This window comes from Bradyrhizobium sp. 6(2017), from assembly GCF_011058295.2.
GTDB lineage: Bacteria > Pseudomonadota > Alphaproteobacteria > Rhizobiales > Xanthobacteraceae > Bradyrhizobium > Bradyrhizobium septentrionale.
Genome location: NZ_CP049289.2, coordinates 7092920 through 7114969, shown reverse-complemented (window position 1 = coordinate 7114969; position 22050 = coordinate 7092920). Strand labels below are relative to the sequence as shown.

Annotated in this window: 20 protein-coding genes; 6 read left to right on the top strand and 14 right to left on the bottom strand. The window is 65.5% G+C overall.

The genetic code is table 11. The features are described from left to right. Positions 1-50 precede the first annotated feature (50 nt). Complete coding sequence (locus G6P99_RS33730) at positions 51-2606, bottom strand: ATP-dependent helicase (protein ID WP_029078877.1); 2556 nt, start codon at positions 2604-2606, stop codon at positions 51-53. 292 nt (positions 2607-2898) lie between these two features. Here G6P99_RS33730 and G6P99_RS33725 point away from each other — a divergent pair, with 292 nt between their 5' ends. Continuing rightward, positions 2899-3072 carry a DUF1328 domain-containing protein gene (locus tag G6P99_RS33725; RefSeq protein ID WP_021077209.1) on the top strand — a complete coding sequence of 58 codons (174 nt, stop codon included), beginning with the start codon at positions 2899-2901 and terminating at the stop codon, positions 3070-3072. 12 nt (positions 3073-3084) lie between these two features. On the opposite strand, the gene G6P99_RS33720 is transcribed toward G6P99_RS33725, so the two are convergent. Continuing rightward, positions 3085-3576, bottom strand: coding sequence for a thioesterase family protein (locus G6P99_RS33720; protein ID WP_029078876.1), 492 nt, complete (start codon positions 3574-3576; stop codon positions 3085-3087). A gap of 161 nt (positions 3577-3737) precedes the next feature. Between G6P99_RS33720 and G6P99_RS33715 the strand changes: the two genes are divergently transcribed. The 3 genes from G6P99_RS33715 to G6P99_RS33705 all read left to right on the top strand — a co-directional run bounded on the left by G6P99_RS33715 (position 3738) and on the right by G6P99_RS33705 (position 7210). Further along, positions 3738-5162, top strand: a complete 1425-nt coding sequence (locus G6P99_RS33715) for an FAD-binding oxidoreductase (RefSeq protein ID WP_165125064.1) — start codon at positions 3738-3740, stop codon at positions 5160-5162. A 148-nt stretch (positions 5163-5310) separates the two neighbouring features. Beyond that, positions 5311-6666 (top strand): Spy/CpxP family protein refolding chaperone, encoded by a 1356-nt coding sequence (locus G6P99_RS33710; RefSeq protein WP_245284543.1) that lies wholly within the window; start codon positions 5311-5313, stop codon positions 6664-6666. 151 nt (positions 6667-6817) lie between these two features. Next, the gene (locus G6P99_RS33705; protein ID WP_029078873.1) at positions 6818-7210 is read left to right on the top strand and encodes a hypothetical protein; all 393 of its coding nucleotides are present in this window, start codon (positions 6818-6820) and stop codon (positions 7208-7210) included. Positions 7211-7319: 109 nt separating this feature from the next. Here the strand turns inward: G6P99_RS33705 and G6P99_RS33700 are convergent, their stop codons facing one another. The 11 genes from G6P99_RS33700 to G6P99_RS33650 form a co-directional block, all read right to left on the bottom strand. After that, on the bottom strand, positions 7320-9017 hold the full coding sequence (locus tag G6P99_RS33700; protein ID WP_029078872.1) for a SulP family inorganic anion transporter: 1698 nt from the start codon (positions 9015-9017) through the stop codon (positions 7320-7322). A 97-nt stretch (positions 9018-9114) separates the two neighbouring features. Then, positions 9115-10104 (bottom strand): hypothetical protein, encoded by a 990-nt coding sequence (locus G6P99_RS33695; RefSeq protein WP_029078871.1) that lies wholly within the window; start codon positions 10102-10104, stop codon positions 9115-9117. Then, positions 10101-10877 carry a creatininase family protein gene (locus tag G6P99_RS33690; RefSeq protein ID WP_029078870.1) on the bottom strand — a complete coding sequence of 259 codons (777 nt, stop codon included), beginning with the start codon at positions 10875-10877 and terminating at the stop codon, positions 10101-10103. The genes G6P99_RS33695 and G6P99_RS33690 overlap by 4 nt, the downstream gene beginning before the upstream one ends. 9 nt (positions 10878-10886) lie before the next feature. Then, positions 10887-11672 carry a DNA-binding domain-containing protein gene (locus tag G6P99_RS33685; RefSeq protein ID WP_051346054.1) on the bottom strand — a complete coding sequence of 262 codons (786 nt, stop codon included), beginning with the start codon at positions 11670-11672 and terminating at the stop codon, positions 10887-10889. After that, complete coding sequence (locus G6P99_RS33680; protein WP_035976316.1) at positions 11669-12517, bottom strand: DUF692 domain-containing protein; 849 nt, start codon at positions 12515-12517, stop codon at positions 11669-11671. The genes G6P99_RS33685 and G6P99_RS33680 overlap by 4 nt, the downstream gene beginning before the upstream one ends. A 150-nt stretch (positions 12518-12667) precedes the next feature. Further along, complete coding sequence (locus tag G6P99_RS33675; protein ID WP_165125061.1) at positions 12668-12925, bottom strand: hypothetical protein; 258 nt, start codon at positions 12923-12925, stop codon at positions 12668-12670. Positions 12926-13119: 194 nt separating this feature from the next. Then, positions 13120-13383, bottom strand: coding sequence for a hypothetical protein (locus G6P99_RS33670; RefSeq protein WP_029078867.1), 264 nt, complete (start codon positions 13381-13383; stop codon positions 13120-13122). Positions 13384-13699: 316 nt separating this feature from the next. Beyond that, complete coding sequence (locus G6P99_RS33665) at positions 13700-14182, bottom strand: hypothetical protein (RefSeq protein WP_029078866.1); 483 nt, start codon at positions 14180-14182, stop codon at positions 13700-13702. Then, complete coding sequence (locus G6P99_RS33660; protein ID WP_165125058.1) at positions 14158-15492, bottom strand: DUF255 domain-containing protein; 1335 nt, start codon at positions 15490-15492, stop codon at positions 14158-14160. The genes G6P99_RS33665 and G6P99_RS33660 overlap by 25 nt, the downstream gene beginning before the upstream one ends. A gap of 87 nt (positions 15493-15579) precedes the next feature. Then, a complete protein-coding gene (locus G6P99_RS33655) occupies positions 15580-16044 on the bottom strand; it encodes a DoxX family protein (protein ID WP_029078864.1) in 465 nt (154 codons plus the stop codon). A gap of 130 nt (positions 16045-16174) precedes the next feature. Beyond that, on the bottom strand, positions 16175-16906 hold the full coding sequence (locus G6P99_RS33650) for a cytochrome c biogenesis CcdA family protein (RefSeq protein ID WP_156928408.1): 732 nt from the start codon (positions 16904-16906) through the stop codon (positions 16175-16177). A 188-nt stretch (positions 16907-17094) separates the two neighbouring features. On the opposite strand from G6P99_RS33650, the gene G6P99_RS33645 reads away from it, so the two are divergent. Then, on the top strand, positions 17095-19140 hold the full coding sequence (locus G6P99_RS33645; RefSeq protein ID WP_165125055.1) for an adenylate/guanylate cyclase domain-containing protein: 2046 nt from the start codon (positions 17095-17097) through the stop codon (positions 19138-19140). A gap of 970 nt (positions 19141-20110) precedes the next feature. Here G6P99_RS33645 and G6P99_RS33640 read toward each other — a convergent pair. Further along, positions 20111-20857, bottom strand: coding sequence for a FadR/GntR family transcriptional regulator (locus G6P99_RS33640; protein ID WP_245284542.1), 747 nt, complete (start codon positions 20855-20857; stop codon positions 20111-20113). 161 nt (positions 20858-21018) lie between these two features. Here G6P99_RS33640 and G6P99_RS33635 point away from each other — a divergent pair, with 161 nt between their 5' ends. Continuing rightward, positions 21019-22050, top strand: a complete 1032-nt coding sequence (locus tag G6P99_RS33635; RefSeq protein ID WP_029078861.1) for a TRAP transporter substrate-binding protein — start codon at positions 21019-21021, stop codon at positions 22048-22050.

Sequence of the window (22050 nt, the reverse complement as noted above, 5' to 3'; positions counted from 1 at the left end):
CTGGGGTCAAGAGCTACGAACAGGGAAGGCCGCCAAGGAAGGCGGCTGTGTCACACCCGTTCCACAAAGCTGTCGACCACCTTCTTCTCGCCGGCCTTTTCGAAGGCGATGGTGAGCTTGTTGCCGTCGATCTTCACCACATGGCCGTAGCCGAATTTCTGGTGAAACACCCGATCCTCCAGCGAGAATTCCGACACCGTGCCGGTGGATTTCGCCACCAGCTCGCCCTCGATCACCATGGGGCCGCGCTTGCTGCGATTGAAGCCGCCCGAGGAGGCATCGGTCCGCGAGGTGGAGGTATCGCTTCGCGAACCTGAAAATGGCGATTGCCGCTCCTCGAAGCCGCCGCTGCGCCCCCCGCCACCGCGGCCGCGGTTGGCCTGGGCGCGCTGCCAGCCCGGGGTCGAATAGCTCGAGCCGAATGATTCGAGGTTGTCGAAGCGCGAGGCGCCATAGCCGCCGCTGCCGCCCCAGCCCGAGCCGCCCTTGGATTCGGTGATCTCGACATTGTGCGCCGGCAACTCGTCGAGGAAGCGCGAGGGGATCGTGGTCGACCAGGTGCCATGGATGCGGCGGTTGGTGGCGAAATAGATTTTTGCGCGGCGGCGGGCGCGGGTCAGCCCGACATGGGCGAGGCGGCGCTCCTCCTCGAGCCCGGCGCGGCCCTGTTCATCCAGCGTGCGCTGGCTCGGGAACAGGCCTTCCTCCCAGCCCGGCAGGAACACATTGTCGAATTCCAGCCCCTTGGCCGAATGTAGCGTCATCAGCGACACCGCCTCGTCGCCGGCCTCGCCGTCGCGGTCCATCACCAGTGAGATATGTTCGAGAAACCCCTGCAGGTTCTCGAATTCCTCCATCGAACGCACCAGTTCCTTGAGGTTGTCCAGCCGGCCCGCGGCATCAGCCGAGCGATCCTTCTGCCACATCTCGGTATAGCCGCTCTCGTCGAGCACGATCTCGGCGAGCTCGGTATGTGAGACCACCTCGCGCTGGGCGCGCCAGCGGTCGAATTGCATGACGAGATCGCGCAACGAGCCGCGCGCTTTCGGCTTCAGCTCGTCGGTCTCGACCACGGTGCGCGCCGCCTCGAACAGCGGAATGCGGCGTTTGCGGGCATGGTCGTGCAGCAGCTGCACGGTGGCGTCGCCGAGGCCCCGTTTGGGCACGTTGACGATGCGCTCGAAGGCGAGATCGTCGGCCGGCGAGTTGATGGTGCGCAGATAGGCCAGCGCATCGCGGATTTCGGCGCGCTCATAGAATCTGGGGCCGCCGATCACGCGGTAGGGCAGGCCGAGCGTGACGAAGCGGTCCTCGAACTCGCGCATCTGGAACGAGGCGCGCACCAGGATGGCGACGTCGTTGAGGTTTTCGCCGGCGCGCTGCAGCTCCTCGAGTTCCTCGCCGATCGCGCGCGCTTCCTCCTCCGAATCCCAGGAGCCGGTGACGGTGACCTTCTCGCCGTCGACATCCTCGGTGCGCAGCGTCTTGCCGAGCCGGCCTTCATTATGCGCGATCAGATGCGAGGCCGCGGCCAGGATGTGGCCGGTGGAGCGGTAGTTGCGCTCGAGCCGGATCACCTTGGCGCCCGGAAAATCGTGGTCGAAGCGCAGGATGTTGTCGACCTCGGCGCCGCGCCAGCCGTAGATCGACTGGTCGTCGTCGCCGACGCAGCAGATGTTCTTGAGCGGCGCGGAGGGAGCGGCCGGCGCGGGCTGTGCGCTTGCTGCTTGCTTTGCGGCCGCATCATCGATCGGACCCGGAATCACCGCCGACAGCGGCAGGCCGGGCTGCGTCGGCGCCTGCGACAGCAGCCGCAGCCACAGGTACTGCGCGACGTTGGTGTCCTGATATTCGTCGACCAGGATGAACTTGAAGCGGTTCTGGTACTGCCGGAGCACATCGGGATTTTCGCGGAACAGCCTGATGTTCTCGAGCAGCAGGTCGCCGAAATCGGCCGCGTTGAGGATCTTCAGCCGCTCCTGATAGGTCGCGTAGATCTTGCCGCCCTTGCCGTTGCCGAACGAGGCGGCCTCGCCCGACGGCACCTGCGACGGCGACAGCCCGCGGTTCTTCCAGCTGTCGATCAGGCCGGCCAGCATCCGCGCCGGCCAGCGTTTGTCGTCGATGTTCTCGGCCTGCAGAAGCTGTTTGAGCAGCCGCACCTGGTCGTCGACGTCGAGCACCGTGAAGTTGGATTTGAGCTGCACCAGCTCGGCATGGATGCGCAGGATGCGGCCGCCGATCGAGTGGAAGGTGCCGAGCCACGGCATGCCCTCGACCGCCTGGCCCAGCATCTGGCCGAGCCGCAGCTTCATCTCGCGCGCCGCCTTATTGGTGAAGGTCACCGACAGGATCTCGTGCGGCCGCGCGCGGCCCTGGCTCAGGATATGCGCGATGCGCGTGGTCAGCACCCGCGTCTTGCCGGTGCCGGCGCCGGCGAGCACCAGCACGGGGCCGTCGAGCGTCTCGACCGCCTCGCGCTGCTCCGGATTGAGGCCTTGGAGATATTGCGGACCCGCCGCCGCCCGCGCACGCGCGGCGATGCCCCCAGCCACCGGCTGGTGCTCGGGGACGCCGTGAGGGGGCAATTTGCTCGGCTCGGTCATCAGCGAATCGTCTCGGCCCCACGATGGCACCGCGGGACGGTGAAGGGGAGCCTTCTTAACAGGGATTGAGGGGCATATAGGGCCTGATCGGCCGTTTTGACAGGTTTTATCGCGGCCGACAGGAACGCTTTTGGCAGCAGCGTACAACCGGCCTGGTTCCTGAAATCGGCGAAAATCTCGCGGTTTCGCGATCAGGAACCAGCGTTTCCCCGCAGGATTGTTTCAACAAGTTCGACGCCGGGCAGAGGTCCGCGCTGGGAAACGAACGAGGAAACGAAGCGGAGGTTTGATCATGCTGAGCTGGGTCGTCACATTCCTGGTCATCGCCCTGATCGCGGGAATTCTGGGCTTCGGCGGCATCGCCGGCGCCTCGATCGAAATCGCCAAGGCGATCTTCTTCATCGCCATCATCCTGTTCCTGGTGTCGGCGGTGGTCGGATTGGCGCGTGGCCGCACAAGGGTCTAACGCGGCGCTTGGTTACGTCTTGGTGGAGGGCATCGCCACGTTGCGGCCGATGCCCTCCGGACGCGGCACGCCCGCATAGCTCTCCACGATCGCCCGGGCACGCGTCTGAATGTCAGGCGGAAACGGCGCCACCTTGCGCGCCTCCATGTCGATGTGCAGCGTGAGGTTTTCCGAGGTCGCCGAGAGCCAGCCCTCGGTGGCGTGGCGCAGCTCCTCGAAGGTGTGCAGCCGCTTCTCGTCGGCGCCGAGCAGGAACACCGAGACCTGCACGGGATCGCCGAGATGAATCTCCCGCAAGTAGCGGACGTGACACTCGGCGGTGAACGTCGAGCAGTGCCGCGCCGTCATGTAGGCCGGCCCGATCCCGAGCTGCAGCCACATCTCGTCGATGGCGCGGTCGAACATCACGTTGTAGTAGGCCATGTTGAGATGGCCGTTGTAATCGATCCATTGCGGCTCGATCTGCATCAGCGAGGATTTGAACGGGGCCGGCGGGATCGGCATCTCGCTTGCGGCAGTCACTGGCGTCATCGTCCATCCCCCGGTTTGCTGGCGTTCGAGCATGAGCTTTTCTGTGACTCCGGCGGCCACTTTTTCAAGTCCGGCTCTCTTGACCCCTTATACAAGCTTTGCCACGGTCGGCTAAAGCCGGGAGGAAATTTGACGTGGCGACAACGATTTCGAGCAATTTGACGCGACCTGAGCCGCAGGCCCTGAAGCGCGCGATCGACGCGCTGGCGGCGCGGTTCGGCAACCGGCTCGTCACGTCTTTGGCCGTGCGCGAACAGCACGCCCATACCACCACATGGCTGCCGAACCAGCCGCCGGACGCAGTGGTGATGGCGCAGGAGACGGCTGACATTCAGGACGTGGTGCGGATCTGTGCCGCGAACTGCGTGCCGGTGATCGCGTTCGGTACCGGAACTTCGCTCGAGGGCCAGGTCAATGCGCCTGCGGGCGGCGTCTGCATCGATCTGCGCGACATGAACAAGGTGCTCGAGGTGCATGCCGAGGACCTCGACTGCGTGATCCAGCCCGGCGTGACGCGGAAGGCGCTCAACGAGCATCTGCGCGACCAGGGCTTGTTCTTTCCGATCGATCCCGGCGCCGACGCTTCGCTCGGCGGCATGACCTCGACCCGCGCCTCCGGCACCAACGCGGTGCGCTACGGCACCATGCGCGAGAACGTGCTGGCGCTGAAGGTGGTGCGCGGCGACGGCGAGATCATCACCACAGGCACGCGGGCCAAGAAGTCGTCGGCCGGCTACGACCTGACGCATCTGTTCATCGGCGCCGAAGGCACGCTCGGCATCATCTCCGAGCTCACCATCAAGCTGCGCGGCATTCCCGAAACGATCGCCGCCGCCGCCTGTTCGTTCGAGACGGTGCGCGGCGCTTGCCAGGCGACCATCCTCGCGATCCAGACCGGCATCCCGGTCGCTCGCATCGAGCTGCTCAATGCCGAGCAGGTGAAGGCCTGCAACAGCTATTCGAAACTGTCGCTGCCGGAGACGCCGCTGCTGTTGCTGGAATTCCACGGCAGCGAGGTCGAGGTCGCCGAGCAGTCGAAGAACTTCCGCGACATCGCCGCCGAATGCGGCGGCGGCGACTTCTCCTGGACCACCAAGCCGGAGGACCGCACCAGGCTGTGGCAGGCCCGGCATGACGCCTACTGGTCGGTGAAGGCGCTGCGTCCCGGCGACCGCATCGGCGTCGTCGCGACCGACGTCTGCGTGCCGATCTCGCGGCTTGCCGACTGCGTCACCGAGACCGAGGACGATCTGAAGCGGCTCAACCTGATGTCGCCGATCGTCGGCCATGTCGGCGACGGCAATTTCCACTGCTCACTGGTGTGCGACATCGACAACGAGGACGAGATGGCGCGCGGCGAGGAGTTCATGCATCGTCTGGTCGAACGCGCGCAGGCGATGGGCGGCACCTGCACCGGCGAGCACGGCATCGGCCAGGGCAAGCAGAAATATCTCAAGGCCGAGCTCGGGGTGGAGGCGCTCGACGCGATGCGGGCGCTGAAGCAGGCGCTCGATCCGCAGAACATCTTCAATCCCGGAAAGATCGTCCCGGCCGCCTGAGGCGCCGTTACTCAGCAGCGCAGTATCCGCGAGCGGTTGCGCGCCGCGATCGCGCGGAACTTTTCCGTCCGTCCGGCGTCTTTCCTGTGCCGTAGTGTATTGGCGCGGAGCGAGACGAGTGATCGGACGAGCAATCGGAATTGCAGTCATGATCGTTGCCATGGCGCTGTCGGGCGACGCGATCGCCCGCGGCGGCGGGCACGGTGGCGGCCATGGAGGAGGCCATGGTGGCGGTCACGGGCACGGCGGTGGCCATGGACATGGCGGTGGCCATGGATATGGCGGTGGTCATCGACATGGCGGGCATGGCTTTGGCCACATGCATTTCGGCGGCGGCCATCATGGCGGGTTCGGCCGTTCGCACGCGATCCCGCGATCAGGCTTCGCCGGCCATGGCGCCTTCGTGTCGCGCGGGGCGGCAAATTTCGGCCAGCCCGGCAACATGCGCAATGCGTTCAACTCGCTGTCGCGCAACGGCGCATTGCGCAACGGCCGGCTGTTGAGCAACCCGGCGGCGCGTGCGCAGATCGCGGCGGCCGCGGCGCTCGCCGGCTGGCACGGCGGGACTGTCGCCAGCGGCTGGTGGCAGCATTCCGGCGGCGGCTATGGTTGGGTCGGCCCGCTGTTCTGGCCGTTCGCCTACAACGACATCTATGACTACGCGGTCTGGGGCGACGATCTCGGATTCTGGGGCTACGGCTATCCGGACATCTATGCCGGCATCTTCGGTCCCTATGGTTATGACGATCTCAGGGGCTATCTGCCAGATCGCAGGCCGGGCCGCCGATATCGCGGCGGCGGGCGGATCGAAGAGATGTGCGGCAATGACAGCCGCTCGATTGCCGGCCTGCCGGTGGATCAGATTGCGGATACTGTGCAGCCGACCGATGCGCAGCTGGCTGCGCTCGGCGAACTCGGCGAAGCGTCGCTCGCAGCCGCCCGCACCATTCGGGCGGCATGTCCTGCACAGGTGGTGTTGACCGCGCCGAACCGCCTCGCCGCCATGCAGCAGCGGATCGAAGCGATGGTGACGGCGGTCGCAACCGTCAGGCCGCCGCTGGAGAAATTCTACGGCCTGCTCGACGATGAGCAGAAGGCGCGGTTCAACGCGCTCGCCGACAGCCAGCGCAAGGAAGCCGCGGCGCGCGATCCCAAAGGTGACCAGAACGCGGCAGTCGCCCGGAACTGCGGCGCTGCGCAGGGTGCCGCGCAGGATTGGCCGACGAGCGAGATCCAGGCCCGGATGCAGCTCAACGACGCCCAGCGCGCAGCGCTCCAGGCGCTTCAGGACACCAGCGCCGATGCGGCCCGCAAACTGAAGGCGGCGTGCCAGCCCAACGACGCGATGACCCCGCCGGCGCGTCTCGCCTCCGTTGCGAATCGGCTCGACGTCATGCTGCAGGCTGTCAAGGACGTCCGCGCCGCGCTTGAGAATTTCTACGCCACCCTCAGTGACGAGCAAAAGGCGCAGTTCGAGGCGATCGGGCCGCAACGATCGGCTTGATGCGCGTGTGACATCAAGTCACTCGCCGGATCGGCTGTTCCGGTGTGGCCATGATGCCATAGCCAGCATCTCGCTCTTGCGCCGAGAGGACTCTGCGGTTCACAGGTTGTGCCCAGGCCAGCTATGCTCGCCGCGCTTTCGGGGTACGGCGATGTGGACGTTCAGCAAGGCCAAGCGCAAAGACATCTGGGATGATCCCGTCGAGCAGCCGCTCGGCGATATCGAGGCTGCGCAGCGGATACGCGCGATCTGCCGCGACGCCGCTAGCTGCGCCGAGGCGGTCGGCGCGCCCGAGAAGCGTTCGCCGAACAAGCATCAGGTCGAGCGTGAGCGCTACGAGCGTGCCGCCAGGACCGCGATGGAGATCGCGATGAAAATATCCGACGAGATGATGCGGGATTCCGCGGTGCGCGAGATCGTCGGCCTCTGCATGAAGGCCAACAACATCAAGACCGGCCGGGCGCTGTTCCGCGCCATCCACACCAATTCCATCAAGGCCGACGTCCTGAGGGAGCATCCGACGCTCGAGGGCGAGCAGGCTTGAGTTGCTCCGGCCGAGGCGAGTCCCCGTAGCCCGGATGGAGCGTAAGCGAAATCCGGGACGGTTCATCAATGCACGAGAGAATCCCGGATTGCGCTTCGCTTCATCCGGGCTACGAATTACTCGCCTGTGGGCCCAGCGTCCGCACCGCTTCGTCGACGCTGCGGAAGACGTGGTCGCGCGGCAGAACCGCGTAGAGATCGAAGCGCTCGAACGCGTCCTGCGCGCGTGCGGATTCGAGCCGCGCCACCGCCACCGTCACGCCGTCATCGCGGCATTCGCGAAACAGATCGCGCAACGCCTGCGCCGCCGTGAAATCGATCTCGATCATGCCGCTGGCCTCGATCACCAGCAGAAGCGGTTTCGGCGTCGCCGTGCCGATGGTCTTGAGCACGTCGCTGTGAAAGCCTTGCGCGTTGAGGAACGACAGCGGCGCCTGCAGGCCGACGACGGCAATGCCGGGCTTGCGCTCGCCGGTGACGTGCGGACCCGTCGGCCACCAGATCGTGGTGCCAGCCACGTGGACGAATTCCACCAGTTGGCCCCGCGTCGTGGTCCAGATGCCGTGCAGCAGCGACAGCGCGATGCCGACTGCGACGCCTTGCTCGATCGGCAGCACGATGATCGCGGCCGCCGTCGCCAGCACCAGCAGGAATTCGTAGAACGACTGGCGGAAGATCGCGACGATCTGTTTCACGCGGATGATGCGCAGCGCCACGAACAGCAGCACACCGCCGAGCGCAGCGTCAGGCACGTGTTTGAGCAGCGTCGCGCCGAACGCGAGCAGCGCGAGCACGATTGTCGCGGCGAACAGCCCGGCGAGCTGCGTGCGTCCGCCGGTCTCCGAGACGATGCCGGTGCGCGGCGGACTGGCGTTGACGGGGAAGGCGCCGAACAGGCCGGACAAGAGGCTGCCGGCACCGGCGCCGAGGAAGTCGCGATCGACGTCGGCCGGCTTGTCCGGATCTGACAGAAACGAACGCGTCGTCGCCGCGGTCTGCACCATGACCACGATGGCGATCAGGATCGCCAGCGACAACAGTTTGATCCATCGCTCCGGTGCGATGTCCGGAAATGACGGCTTCGGCAGCGACCCCGGCACGATGCCGACCACCTTGACGCCCTTGCTTTCGAGATGGCCGGCGATGACAGCAATGGTGGCCACGACAAGGCCGATCAGCGCGCCCGGAATGCGCGCGCTGATCTTCTCCGATCCCGCGACCAGCGCCAGCACGCCGAGGCCGATCGCCAGCGTATAGAAATTTGTTTGGCCGATCTCTGCCGCGAGAACCCCGAGCTTGTACAGCGTCGGCCCGTCCGGCGTGGTCAGGCCGAGCACGCCGGGCAGTTGCGAGACCAGGATGTGGACGGAGATGCCGGCGAGGAAGCCGACTGTGACCGGCGTCGACAGCAAATTGGCGACCCAGCCGAGCTTGAACAGGCCGCCGGCGATCATGATCGCGCCGACCATCAGCGCCAGCGCCATCGCCAGCGACTGATAGTCGGGTGAACCCGCGGTTGCCATCAGCGCGAGGCCCGCCGCGAAGATCGGCGTGATCGTGGAATCGGCGCCGCAGGACAGGAAGCGGTTGGCCCCTAACATCGCAAAGCCGAGCGAGCCCGCCATGAAGGCAAAGAAGCCGATCTGCGGCGAGAAGCCGCCAAGCCGCGCGGTCGCCATCTGCTCCGGGATCGCGATCGCGGCAAGCGTCAGCCCGGCGATCAGGTCGCCGGGCAGGTCGCTCGGCCGGAATGCGGCCAGCGAACGGAAGACCGGCCAGCTGGCGCGTGTCGGATGATCCTGGCCCATCGGTCTCCCACGTGGATTGCCGCGATTCTTGAATATTCGGATATCGCGCAGCCAAAAGCCAGCGGAGTTGGGTTATGTGCAGCCGCGAAGCGGACAGCTATCCGGCGCGCGCCTCGGTGATCGCCTTGCGGATCGCCGCCAGCGGCGCGTTGTCGTCGAACGCAATACTATTACCCTTCATCTTCACTCCGAGATCGCGCCACAGTCCGGCAAGATCGGGTGTCACCGGCTTTGATCCCCATTCGTCATGCAGCCGCGTCAGCACGTCGACGCCGACCGCCTTGTCGGCGGTGGACAGCACGCGCGCGATCGGCCAGTCCTTTTCGTGATTGCCGCCGGCGGCGAGCACGCCGCGCACGGCATCCTGCAGGCCGAGTTTGTTGCCGGTGCGCTTGCGGATTTCGACATCCGCGAACAGGCAGAACATCGCGCCGCCCCAGTATTTCCGGCCCCAGGTGTCGGTATTGTCGAGGCCCTCGTCGCCGGCCTGCGGCAGGCCCTTGGGCATGTCGCGCACCATCGCCTGCCAGATTTCCTGCGCCGTCAGGTCGCCGGCCTGCACGCGCGCGACCGGCTCGACATAGACCGCGAGCCCTTCCGACAGCCAGGCGTAGCGGTCGTCGAGATCGGGCAGGGCGGTGTGCACCATCTCGTGCACGATCACCCAGTCGCGCTTGAGATCGTCCGCATCGGCATCGCGGCCGATCGGCAGCCGGATCGCAGCGCCGCGATAACCCCATGTGGTGCCGCCGCGCACGCGCGAGCCGTCGACCGGCACCAGCAGAAGCCGCAGCGAGTTGACGGGAAACCGGCCGTAGTAAATCGAGACCGCTCTGGCGGACGCCTTGATCCAGTCGAATATTTTCTCCTTGGGCAGCGCCATGTTGCCGGGCGCGAACCCGACATGAATGGTGCCACCAGACACTTCGAGATCGGTCCTGGGCAGCCGGTCGAAGGCGTCGTAGGGCATGCCTTCGCCGCGCATGAACTCGGACTGTGCCTTGACGTGACATGATACGATGCCGATGAGGATCGCCGCGACCAGCATCGCGGCTGATATCACGCGATAGGTCGGGATGCTCTTCATCGCGGCGTGCCGCGCGGCTGTGGCCTGTCGTTCTCGCCAAGGGCCGCGGTCACCTGATCGCTGAGATCGTCGAGAATGGCCGCGAGCAGCGCCGCGCCCTTGGCTGATGTCGCCAGCGTCGGATCGCCGTAGCTGCCGGATCGGCTGTAGTTCGGCGAATTGCTGTCCGACGGCGTCAGGCGGCCCGGCACCTCGTAGCGCAAAGCGGGACTGGCTTCGGCGCGTTCCGGATCGACCACATCCGGTGCCAGCGCCAGCATCAGGGACGTCTCCAGCTCGTCGGCGTGGCTGCCATGGCGCTGCTCGGAGATCTGCTCGGCCGTGCGGCGGAAGCGCGGGCCCTGATAGAGCCGCAGATGCGTCACCTTGGCCGGTTCGAAACCCGCCAGCGCGCGTTCGACCGGAGCGAGAGTGCTGACTCCCGTGTTGAGCACGAACAAGGTGCTGATACCGTTGTCGAGGATGCCGGCGGCGATCTCATGCACCATGGCTTCGAACGTTGCTGCCGACAGGCTGGCGCTTCCGGCATAGTTGATGAAAGCGGGGTAGTGGCCGTAGGTGAGGGTCGGCCAGATCAGTGCGTCGATGCGTTCGGCGAGATGCGCCGCAAACCACTCGGCCTGCACGCGGTCGGTGTTGAGCGGCAGATGGAAACCGTGTTGCTTGGCGGCGGCGCCGATCGGCAGGATCGCCGGTCGGCCAGCCGCAATTCGCCGCGCGACCTCGTCCCAGGTGAGGCGCTCGATGAAGTGGTTGATGATCTCGGCGCTCATGCCGCGCCCCTATTCGCGAACCGATGCCGCCGTCAGCAGTCCCGCCGTGATCCAGCCGTGCAGATAGCCGGCGCCGCGTGCTGCAGCACCGTCGGGATCGTCATAGGTCGCGAGCATCTCGCAGAGCACGCCGAACGGAATGCCGGCAGAGGCTTCGTCCCACATCATCGCTTCCTCGGCCGGCAGCTCGCGGAACATCGGCGTGGTGTCCTGGCGCCAGATCAGGAGGCGGGCGGGCTCGGCCAGCGTCGCCGCCTCGGGTGGCGTCTCGTCGTTCTTCAGTGCGATCCAGATCGCGGCGGCATTGGTCGACAGGTCGATCCGCGCAGCGCTCGGATGCGGCTGGAACACCAGGTCGTTCCAGACCTCGGGCGCGAAACCCGCCATCGTCTCCAGCGCGAGCACGGCGCCCTCGCGGGCGTCGAAGGCGTCGTTCAGCGCCTTCTCCAGCGCGGCAAGGCCGGCGAGCACCGGATGATGGCTGTAGGGTTCGGCGGACTTCAGGAAGTCAGGCAACCATTGCGAGAACCAGCGCAGGTTCGGATGCTCTGATGGCCGTGCCCTGACGTAGGCGTGGCCCATCTCGTCGAACATCTCGTCGCCGAGAAAGCGATGCAGCAGCGCGTGGTCGTTGCGCATCGCTTCGACCAGCCGCGAGCCATAGGCGTGGCGGTAGACGCCGAACAGCGTCGCGCGCGTCTCCCTGGGGCTGTCGAGGATTTCGGTCAGGATATTATCGTCGCCGGTGAGGATGGCGTGCTGGAAGTCGCCCTGCTGGCGCGCGAAGTCGCTCATGCCGCCGGCGCGCCCGCGCCCAGCACCTGCGCCGCGATCTCGCGGGTGCGCGTGACCTCGATCAGCAATTCGTCGAGAGGCGGGATGTTGTCGTCGCGCTCGATCATGGTCGAGACCCGGCCGAACCGCTGCAATGCCGCGACATAGAGCTCCCAGACATCCTCGCACACCGGATGGTCGTGCGTGTCGATGATGTGCGTCTCCATATGGCTGTGGCCCGCCATGTGAAATTGCACCACGCGATCCGCCGGAATGCCGTTGAGGAAGGCCATCGGATCATAGCCGTGGTTGAAGGCGCTGACATAGACATTGTTGATGTCGAACAGCAGCCAGCAGCCGGAGCGGCGCGACAGCTCGGAGAGGAATTCCCACTCCGTCATCTCGGAATTGTTGAACTGCACATAGGTCGAGACATTCTCGAGCACCAGCGCGCGACCGAGGACATCCTGCACCAGCTGCACGCGGCTCACGACATGATCGAGCGCCTCCTCTGTGTAGGGGATCGGCAGCAGATCGTGCAGGTTCTTGCCGTGCACGCCGGTCCAGCACAAATGGTCCGACACCCATTTCGGCTGCACGCGTTTTGCGAGGTCCTTCAGGCCCTCCAGATAGTCGAAATTCGGCGGCGCGGTGGAGGCGATCGACAGCGAGACGCCGTGCATCACCACGGGATAGCGCTCGCAGATCCGGTCGAGGATGCGCAGCGGCTGGCCGCCCGGCAGCATGTAGTTCTCGCTGATCACCTCGAACCAGTCGATCGGCGGATTGCCGTTCAGGATCTCGTCGTAGTGCTGCGCGCGCAGGCCGAGGCCAAAGCCCAGGAACGGCGGTTTGGCCGCTTGCATCGTTTGCCCCGTGTGCGCCGTCGTGGGCAATCGGCTTGCGACGTTCATGGCGTCTCCGCGTGGCAGGCGCTGCAATCGCAGCGTCTCGTCTGCAAAACTAACATGGAAACGAGGCCCGGCCTATGCCGGGCCTCGTCCCGCTCGATCGGTTCAGGCGGGCTCGAACTTGCCCTTGGCGGTGGTGCACTGATCCTTGGTCATGGACGAGAAGCCCTGACCCTTGCAGGCATTCTGGCCCTTGCAGGCGTGGTTGCCGCCCTTGCAGGAGCTCTGGCCCTTGCAGGCGTTGGCGCCGATGCATTTGCCTTCGCCCGCGGCGTAGGACGGCGTCGACACGACAGCACCGGCGAGGAACAGCGTGGCTGCAGCGGCGGCAAGTGTGGCGCCGGACTTGGTCGTAACATTCATGAGCGTCTCCTTACGGACGATGGTTGAAGGTGCGGCGCCCGCCGGCCTGCGACAGTCCCGGACCAGGGCTGCACCCGATTGATAGCTACGCACAGCAGTCCGTCCTGGTTACACCAAGGACGGACATTTTGCTGCTCGCAATGAAGAAAGCCCGGTCTGCGTGCCGGGCCTTCTCCGGCCGTTGACCGCTGCGATCAGCCTTTGACGAATTTGCCGCCTTGAGCCATGCACTGCTTCTCCGAGGCCATCGAGAAGCCGGTGCCCTTGCAGGCGTTCAGGCCCTTGCAGGAATTGGCGCCGCCCTTGCAGGCGCTCTGGCCCTTGCAGGCATTGCCGGCCATGCACTTGCCGGTGGCGGCATTGGCGGCGGTCGAGGTGGTTGAAACCACGGAGCCGGCGAGGAACAGGGTGGCCGCAGCGACGGCGAGCGTGGCGCCGGACTTCGAATTCAACTTCATGACGATCTCCTCGGTGATTGTTTGAATGCAGTAAACGTGGTCCGTGAGTATCCGATGATCGTTCGATCCCGGACCGCACAACGGATGGACATTCGGAGAACAATCAGATCGCAGGGGCGTCCGCGGCGCGGTGCTTCCCGCGATTTGAGTGCTGGTCCAAAATCAGCTACGGGGTATCAGGCGATTTGGTTACAGCGCTTCAAAAGAAAATTTTGTTCGACCCGGGTCTGATGCCCGGTTCATGTCAAACACCGCGGATCAAAGAGTGTTTCATTGCGCGGTGCCGATCGGTTTGCTGCATCGCACTCTCTGCATTTTAATCATTCTGCGCTGATCGCGCCGGCTTGAGCTTCGCCATCTGCGCCACGTTCGCCTGCAATTCCTCGGCACTGAACGCCGGGAATGAGCAGATGCGGTTGCTGCAGGCAAACGCCGCGGGCTCGCCGAGATCGGGATAGTCGACATCAGGGTTGGGCAGCTTGCCTTCGCGGAGGTCGAGCCATTCGAGCCGCTTGTAGCGGGCGGGCTGGGCGCGGGCGATCGCATGCAGCGCTAGCGCGCGGCCGTCATCCTTGTGTCCGACGATCGTCACATGCGTCGGTTCGACCGCGAGCTCCTCGTCGGCGAGCAGCACGCCGGGCAGCGGCCGCGGCATCTCGGCCGACGCCGCGCTCAAGTAACGCATGGCATGCGCCGCCTGTTCGCGGGTGCCGTTGCTGCCGGTATAGCGATTGAGCATGTTCATGAAACGCGCGACCTGGATCTGGTCGTCGATCAGTTTTGCGGGCTTTGCAAACACGCCCGCTTTCCCTCCGACGTCTTCGCGGTGAAGAAGCCGCCGGCCTCGTCGCGGAAGCCCGCGACGAAATCGCCTGCCTTCGCTGCCGCCGTCAGCCAGTCGCGATTGCCGGTCGCGGCGTAGAGATCGAGCAAGGCCTGTCCCATCGCGACGGTGTCGCCGAGGAAGGGGCCGCCGCGATCCGTCTCGCCATGGCGGAAGCCGCCATCCGGCAGCGCCCGATTGGCCAGCACCCATTTTGCCGCCCGCTCGGCGATCTCAAGCGCCTTCGGATCGTCGCTCGCGTCATGATAGGCCACGAGACCCGAGATCGCCCAGCCGTTCTCCCGCGCATAGAGGTTCTTGTCGATGCGGGGCAGGCCGAGCTTGCGGCGCTCGGCATCATCAAGCGCGTAGTATGTGTGGCCGTCGACATCGTGATTGAGATCGGCGTCCTGGCTGACATGGAAGGCGCCGTCGGGGCTCAGCAGGAAGCTTGTCAGGTAACGCTCGACGTCGCGCGCGGCCGCGAGATATTTCGGGTCCTTCCACAGCGCATAGGCGTGGCTGTATTGCCGCAGATATTGCGACTGGAACGAGATGATCTTCTCGAAATGCGGTCGCTTCCAGGAGCCGGCCTCGGAATACTGGAACACGCCGCCCCACACCGGATCGATCAGCGCGATCGCGGCATCGAGCGTCTGCCTCGCGCGCTTTGTCGCCGTGGCGTCGCCGGCTTCGGCGCGGCCGATCGCAAGGTCGAGGCTGTCGGCATCGATATATTTCTGGTTCTCGCCCCAGCCGCCGAGTTTCTCGTCGTAGGACTCGTCGAAGGCCTTATTCAGCTCAGCGCGCTGCGCCTTGCCGAGAAAGGCCGAGGCGGCGGGCTTGACCTCAAAGGCCTCGCCGACCGACGGGCCCGGCGAGGGATCGTCGATGATGGCCTTGAGCAGCGACTGCATCCGCTCCGGCTCGATATAGCCCCTGATCTTCGCGATCTCGGTGCCGTCAGGCGCGAACACGATGGTTGCCGGCCAGCCCCAGTCGCCATAGCGGCTGGAGAGGTCCGGATTGGCGTCCTGGTCGACGCGGACGGGGAGATATCTTGCCGACAGTAGTTCCTGCACCTTGGGGTCGGCGTAGGTCGTCTTCTCCATCACGTGGCACCAGTGGCACCACACCGCCTCGAGATCGAGGATGACGAAGCGCTTCTCGGCCGTGGCGCGTGCGAACGGATCGTGGCCCCAGTCGCTCCATGCCGGGCCGTCCGCCGCCAGCGATGGTGACGCGCTCAACGCCACGAGAATTGCGATGGTGCGGACAAGTCTCATGGCGCGCTCCTGGCGGCGAGGGGTCGTGTGAGCTACGTGCCCGCCCGGATCGGGGCTCGCCATGTCACGGGATCGTGAGCCAGCCTCTCAGGTCGCCGCCTTCTGGCCGGCCACCGCGTTGACCAGCAGGCGGTCGAGCGAGGCGGCGCCGGGACCTGCAATCGCAAGCCACATGAAGGCGGCGAAGTAGGTCGCTTCCTCGAAGCCGAGCAGCGTCTCCAGCGAATCGACGTCGCCCCATTTCGCCGACCTGATCGCGACGATCATCACCACCGCGAGCATCGCGGCGGGAATGCGTGTGAACAGGCCGAGGATCAGCATCGCGCCGCCGAAGCATTCGACGCCTGATACAAAGGGGGTGAGGATGGTCGGGAACGGAATGCCCCAGCCGACGAAATTCTCGGTGACCTGGGCGAGGTTGGTGAGCTTGCCCCAGCCGGCCAGCATGAAGGTGTAGCCGACGATGATCCGCATGATCAGCGGCCCGGCCCACGAAAAATGCGAAGCGATCCGCGCCGGCAGCAGAATCAGCAAATTAACGATGAAATTCATGCGAACCCTCCCGAATATCTCGCCAGGCCGCCTGCGCCCGTTGGGCGCACGCGCGGCAAAGGGCACGAGCTAAAAGCTACGGGCCCGTCATGGCAGGAGTTTCGCCGGTCGTGGCGGGCTTGTTACGCGCCTAGCCGATATTTTGCAGCGCCGGGAAGGTTTCCAGCAGCCAGACGCTGACGCCGGAGACGGCGCCGGTCAGAAAGCCGATGCCGGTCACGACCATCAGCACGCCCATCACCCGCTCGACGGTGTCGAGATGGCGCTTCATCCGCGCGAACAGCGAGGAGAAATGCTTGATCATGAAGGCCGCCAGCAGGAACGGGATGCCGAGCCCGGCGGAATACACCGCGAGCAGGCCGGCGCCCTTCGTCACCGTGGCCTCGGCGGCCGCAATCGAGAGGATGGCCGCCAGGATCGGCCCAATGCAGGGCGTCCAGCCGAACGCGAACGCAAGGCCCATGACATAGGCGCCCCACAGCCCGACCGGCTTCGGTGCGGTCATGCGCCCCTCGCGCATCAAGAGGCCGATCCGGGTCACGCCGAGGAAGTGCAGGCCCATGATGATGATGACGATGCCGGCCAGGATCGAGAGCTCGGCCGACCATGCCCGCACCAGCCCGCCGACCAGGGAGGCGCTGGCGCCGAGCGCGACGAACACGGTGGAGAAGCCCAGCACGAACATCAGCGCCGCCACCATCACCGCGCGCTTGGAGGCCGCGGTGGCGCCGTCCTGATTGACCTGCTCGATGGTCGCCCCGGTCAAATAGATCAGATAGGGCGGCACCAGCGGCAGCACGCAGGGCGACAGGAAGCTGACAAGGCCGGCGATCAGGGCTGCCGGGATCGAGACGTCGTGCATCAATGGACCTTCGAGGTAACTGTCTTGTCTTGGCGTGTACGCGGCCAACAATCCAGAAGTTTCGTCGCCGGCACATTCAACTATGGTCACAGGGCCGTGTCCGGGCGCTACGCCAAGGCCGTGCGGGTGAAACAAACCCTGATATGTTCCGTAGTGCGGTAATGAAACCGTTGATACGGACCCCAACGATGCGCATCGGCATCCGCAGCGCCATCTCGGCCCTCGTCCTGACCTCGATCGTGGTCAGCGCCGTCGGCGTGCATCTGTTGTGGTGGCGCACCGCACAACGGGTGAGCCAGACCCTGGCCGACACCATCAATGACCAGATCGTCTCCGCGGTCGGCGACGAATTGCAGTCGATCACGACCGAAGCGCGTTCGTCGATGACGGCGGTGCGGACGTTGTTGACCGAGAAGGTGCTGGACGCAAGCGACGCGCGCAAGCGGCAGTTCGTGTTCCTGTCGCAGTTGCAGTCGCAACCGACCATTTCATGGGTTGCATTCGGCTGGCCGGACGGCTCGTTCTTCGGCGGGCACAAGCTCGGCGATGCCGGCGTCGAGATGCTGACCATCTCACCCGACCGCAAGCTCAAGGCCGATCGATACGACTATGCCGGCATCGACATCAAGCTCAGGGATAGCACCGTCGAGGATGGCAAATATCTGGTCACCGACCAGCCCTGGTTTCGCGATGCAATCGCAGCCCGCGACCAGCAATGGTCGACGCTGACGACGCTGCCCCGCGGCGAGCGGCTGGCCGCGATGCTGGCGGTGCCGATCGACGTCGACGGGGAGCGCACCGGCGTGCTCGCCATCATCATCGAGCTGACCCGAGTGTCGAACTTCCTCTCGCAACTCACGGTCGGCAAGTCTGCGGGCGCCTTCCTGCTCGATCGCGACGGCAGCGTGATCGCGTCTCCCGATCCCGACGCCGACGAGCTGAATGCGCTGAAGACCGACCACCCGCTGCTGCCGGTTGCGGTCGCCGCGGTCAGGCAGGCCGGCAAGGCCTACGATCCCGGCGAGGGCGAGGCGTACCGCTCGCAGGTCACACGGGACGGGCAGGCCTATCAGGCGGTGCTGACGCCGATCTCGTTTCCGGGCTGGTCGCTGGTGACGGTGGTGCCGGAATCCGAATTCCTCGGCCCGGTGCGGATGACGATCCGCAATCTCCTGATCGGGCTAGCTGCGTTGATCGCGGCCGCCGGCCTGTTGTCGGCCTGGCTGGCGCAGCGCCTGATCGCGGCGCCCCTGATCAAGGTGGTCGGCGAGATCCGGCATGTCGAGCGCTTCGACCTCGACAAGGTCGAGCGGCATCCGTCGCGCCTTGCCGAGATCGAAAACCTCTCGGGCGCGATCGGCGACATGGCGCAGGGGCTCGCCGCGTTCCGCAAATACATCCCCGCCGATCTGGTGCGGCGGCTGGTCAGCGACGGCAACGGCGCGCGGCTAGGCGGCGCGGTGCGGCCGATGAGCGTGATGTTCATCGATCTTGCCGGCTTCACCGGCATGTCGGAGCGGCTCGGCGACCGCATCATCCCCCTGCTGTCGCGCTATTTCGACGTCGTCTCCGCGGCGATCCAGAAGGAGGGTGGTACCATCGACAAGTTCATCGGTGATGCCGTGATGGCGTTCTGGGGCGCGCCCGCGGCCAACCCGGATCACGCCGCGGATTGCTGCCGGGCGGCGCTCGCCTGTCAGCGCGCGGTGGCGCAGGCCGACCTCGCCGACGACAAGGGAGACGCGGTCGCGATCCGCATCGGCATCAACTCCGGCGACATGCTGGTCGGCAATATCGGCTCGGAGGTGCGGCTCAACTACACCGTGATCGGCGATGCCGTGAACATCGCAAGCCGCCTCGAGAGCACCAACAAGGTCTATGGCTCGACCATCATCATCGGTCCGGAGACGCGGCGTCTGGCCGGTGATCGCATCGTCGTCCGCGAGCTCGACCGGCTCGCCGTCTACGGCCGCGCCGGCGGGCTCGACATCTACGAGTTGATCGCAATGGCCGACGAGGGCGCGATCGCGTGCGACTGGATCGCGTCCTATGAGGCCGGACTGTCGGCCTGGCGCGCCGGCGATTTCACCGCAGCGATCGCAGCGTTCGAGACCTCCCGGCAACTCCGCGGCGCGGATGCGGCCTCGTCGCTGATGATCGAGCGGTGCCGGCATCAGCTCGCCAATCCCACCGACGAGGACTGGGACGGCACCACGGTGGCACGCTCGAAATAGTTGTGTTGCGACGAGGTTCGGCTGGTGGATCGTAGTAGATCGTAGGATGGGTCGAGCGCAGCGAAACCCATCATCTTATCCGCGCGTTGAGAGGATGGGTTTCGCTGGGCTCGACCCATCCTACCATGCACATCGTGATGGCAACCAGTGTTGCCAATTCGACACGTCGGGCAACACAGCAAAAACCTGTCAATCCCCGCGTGCAGAAATAATTCGGTTTATCAGTAGAGCAACTCAGTGCTATAGGTTCACCCGTCTCACCCGATACGAGGGGCGGGTCGCGATCGTCACGAACGCGGTGTGGGATGCGGTGGACGCCGAGCGTGTCGCTGACGAGAGCACGCGAAGCGGACGGTGAAGTCGTGTGGTCCTGACGCCCTAGCGGCCGGTGTCCCCAAGCAACACGCGAAGGCGTGATGCGAGGGCGGTGACAAACAAGCCCAGTCTCGCCGGGGAGAGCACGAAGTAAGCCGTAACCCATCGCGCAGGGAAAGCCGGATTGCTCCGGTTACACCTGTGGTCCTACCCCCGAGCTTTCTACCCATTGCTCGGGGCCCATGGGTGCGATCGGCACCCGGCTTTCCCTGCGCCCTCTGCAAGAGGAGGGCGGTCAAGAGATGCAAAGCTCGGACGAATCATGTCGCGAGAATGCAAAGCTGTGTCCCCACCCACACTGTCATCGCCCGGCTCGACCGGGCGATCCAGTCCGCCGCGGCCTTTCGGCTCAAGCACCGGCGTCTCTGGAATACTGGATCGCCCGGTCGAGCCTGGCGATGACACCGAGCAGGTTGTTTGACAGGTTGAAATCGAGAACCATCCTCGTGGTCGTCCCTGCGAAAGCAGGGACCCATAACCACAGGGTTGTGTTGTTGAAGCGAGCTGTGGCCCCAGCGTTGCGAACCAATTGGCATCGGTGGCTATGGGTCCCTGCTTTCGCAGGGACGACGATGAGGAGAGAGTCGTGCGCTCACTACCGCTTGCGCGCAGGTTTGCCCGCCGGCGTCTCGAACTCCCTGCCGCGAATTCGCACGAGGTCATCGGCGGAATTCGTCAGCAGCACGACGGTGGCCGCGCGCGCCGCCTCGGCCTCGCCGGCGGCGATCGCGTCGAGTACCGCGCGGTGTTCGCGCAGCGCGCGCGGGCGGTGCGAGCCCGGTGCGGCGATCGTAAAACTCTGGCGCAGGGTGATCTCGAACATCTGCGCGATCGGCCAGAAGAACTCGTTGCGGGTCGCGAAATAGATCGCTTGATGGAACATGATGTCGGCCGTGACGAAGTCGTCGTTGGTCCTCGCCGCGTCCATGCCGTCGCAGCCGGCGCGAATGCGGGCGATGTCGTCCGCCTCGGCATGGGTTGCCGCCAGCGCTGCGGCGCCGGGCTCGACCGCGGCGCGCAGCTGGAACAGTTTTGCCAGGTAGCGATCGATCTCCGCGGTCTCGAGGTGCCAGCGGAGCACGTCGGGATCGAGCTGGTTCCACTGCTCGGGCGGCCGCACCCGCGTGCCGCTCTTCGGCCGCGACTCGATCAGGCCCTTGCCGGTCAGGGTTCGCATCGCCTCGCGCACCACGGTGCGGCTGACGTCCATCATCTCGCAGATCTGCATCTCCGGCGGCAGCGTCTCGCCGACGCCGATATCGCCGCGCACGATGCTGCTGCCGACGTGGTCGGTGACCTGGCTGTGCACGCTCCGACGCAATGCGTTGGATGTCTGGAACATCGGAAGCCTCGCTGCGGTTGGTGCCTGCGCCGCCGCAGCGCCGCGCTCTTGCACAACCGTATCTGTTTTGTCATACATTATGACAAATCAGCTGCCAAGCTCACGCCGTTCAGGCGGGCGGCCAACACAATAACGATCCGTTCCTGGGGAGGAGCACCATCATGACGACGAACCGGGTGAGCCGCCGCATTGTGCTGCGATCGTCGGTCACGGCCGCGGCATGGCTTGCCGCTGCGCCCGCCATCATCCGCCGCGCCGAGGCCGCGACCCTGAAGATGCGATGCTCGTCGTCGCTGCCGAACGATCCCAAATACGCCAACGGTCGCGTCTACTACGACAATCTGGTCAAGAGCCTGAAGGCGAACGGGCTCGGCGAGCAGATCGACGTCACCTTCTTCCCGGACAACCAGCTCGGCCAGGAGATCGACGTCATCAACTCGGTGAAGCTCGGGGTGATCGACCTGATGGTGTCGGGATCGTCGATATCGGCCAATCTGGTGCCGCTGGTCGGCACCTTCGACCTCGGCTATCTCTTCACCAGCTATCAGCAGCAGACCAAGGCGTTCAACGCCGGCGCGGCGAAGCCGATCGAGGATGCGCTGCTCAAGGGCGCCAGCATCCATATCATCGGCTGGGCCTATAATTTCGGCGCGCGCAGCGTGCTGGCGAAGAAGCCGGTGAAGACGCCGGAGGATCTCGCCGGGTTGAAGATCCGCACGCTGCCCAATCCGATCATCACCGAGTGTCTGCGGCTGATGGGCGCCGCGGCGACGCCGCTGGCGTTCGGCGAGATCTACACGGCGCTGCAGGCCGGCGTGCTCGACGGCCTCGAGCACGATCCGCCGACCATCCTCGCCAGCAAGTTCTACGAAACGTCGAAGCACTATGCGCTGACCCAGCACATCTTCTCGCCGCTCGCGGTCTATTTCAGCGACGCCAGCTTCAAGCGCATGGATCCCAAGCTGCGCGAAGGCTTCCTCGACGCGGCCAACAAGGCCGCGATCGACACCCGCGCGCATGGCCTTGCGGTGGAGAAGGAGGCGCTGGCGACGCTTACGGAAAAGGGCGTCACCGTCGTCGAATGCGACAAGGAGGCGTTCCGCAAGCGCGTGCTGCCGCAGACCGACAATTTCATCAAGGCGCGGCCCGAGGCGAAGGCCGTCGTCGATCTGATCCGCGCCACCCAGGCCTGA

Bases quoted from the DNA above. Each gene is read 5' to 3' on its own strand.
- G6P99_RS33730 (WP_029078877.1), bottom strand. From the start codon at position 2,606: ATGACCGAGCCGAGCAAATTGCCCCCTCACGGCGTCCCCGAGCACCAG.
- G6P99_RS33725 (WP_021077209.1), top strand. From the start codon at position 2,899: ATGCTGAGCTGGGTCGTCACATTCCTGGTCATCGCCCTGATCGCGGGA.
- G6P99_RS33720 (WP_029078876.1), bottom strand. From the start codon at position 3,576: ATGCCGATCCCGCCGGCCCCGTTCAAATCCTCGCTGATGCAGATCGAG.
- G6P99_RS33710 (WP_245284543.1), top strand. From the start codon at position 5,311: ATGATCGTTGCCATGGCGCTGTCGGGCGACGCGATCGCCCGCGGCGGC.
- G6P99_RS33705 (WP_029078873.1), top strand. From the start codon at position 6,818: ATGTGGACGTTCAGCAAGGCCAAGCGCAAAGACATCTGGGATGATCCC.
- G6P99_RS33700 (WP_029078872.1), bottom strand. From the start codon at position 9,017: ATGGGCCAGGATCATCCGACACGCGCCAGCTGGCCGGTCTTCCGTTCG.
- G6P99_RS33695 (WP_029078871.1), bottom strand. From the start codon at position 10,104: ATGAAGAGCATCCCGACCTATCGCGTGATATCAGCCGCGATGCTGGTC.
- G6P99_RS33690 (WP_029078870.1), bottom strand. From the start codon at position 10,877: ATGAGCGCCGAGATCATCAACCACTTCATCGAGCGCCTCACCTGGGAC.
- G6P99_RS33685 (WP_051346054.1), bottom strand. From the start codon at position 11,672: ATGAGCGACTTCGCGCGCCAGCAGGGCGACTTCCAGCACGCCATCCTC.
- G6P99_RS33680 (WP_035976316.1), bottom strand. From the start codon at position 12,517: ATGCAAGCGGCCAAACCGCCGTTCCTGGGCTTTGGCCTCGGCCTGCGC.
- G6P99_RS33675 (WP_165125061.1), bottom strand. From the start codon at position 12,925: ATGAATGTTACGACCAAGTCCGGCGCCACACTTGCCGCCGCTGCAGCC.
- G6P99_RS33670 (WP_029078867.1), bottom strand. From the start codon at position 13,383: ATGAAGTTGAATTCGAAGTCCGGCGCCACGCTCGCCGTCGCTGCGGCC.
- G6P99_RS33660 (WP_165125058.1), bottom strand. From the start codon at position 15,492: ATGAGACTTGTCCGCACCATCGCAATTCTCGTGGCGTTGAGCGCGTCA.
- G6P99_RS33655 (WP_029078864.1), bottom strand. From the start codon at position 16,044: ATGAATTTCATCGTTAATTTGCTGATTCTGCTGCCGGCGCGGATCGCT.
- G6P99_RS33650 (WP_156928408.1), bottom strand. From the start codon at position 16,906: ATGCACGACGTCTCGATCCCGGCAGCCCTGATCGCCGGCCTTGTCAGC.
- G6P99_RS33645 (WP_165125055.1), top strand. From the start codon at position 17,095: ATGCGCATCGGCATCCGCAGCGCCATCTCGGCCCTCGTCCTGACCTCG.
- G6P99_RS33640 (WP_245284542.1), bottom strand. From the start codon at position 20,857: ATGTTCCAGACATCCAACGCATTGCGTCGGAGCGTGCACAGCCAGGTC.
- G6P99_RS33635 (WP_029078861.1), top strand. From the start codon at position 21,019: ATGACGACGAACCGGGTGAGCCGCCGCATTGTGCTGCGATCGTCGGTC.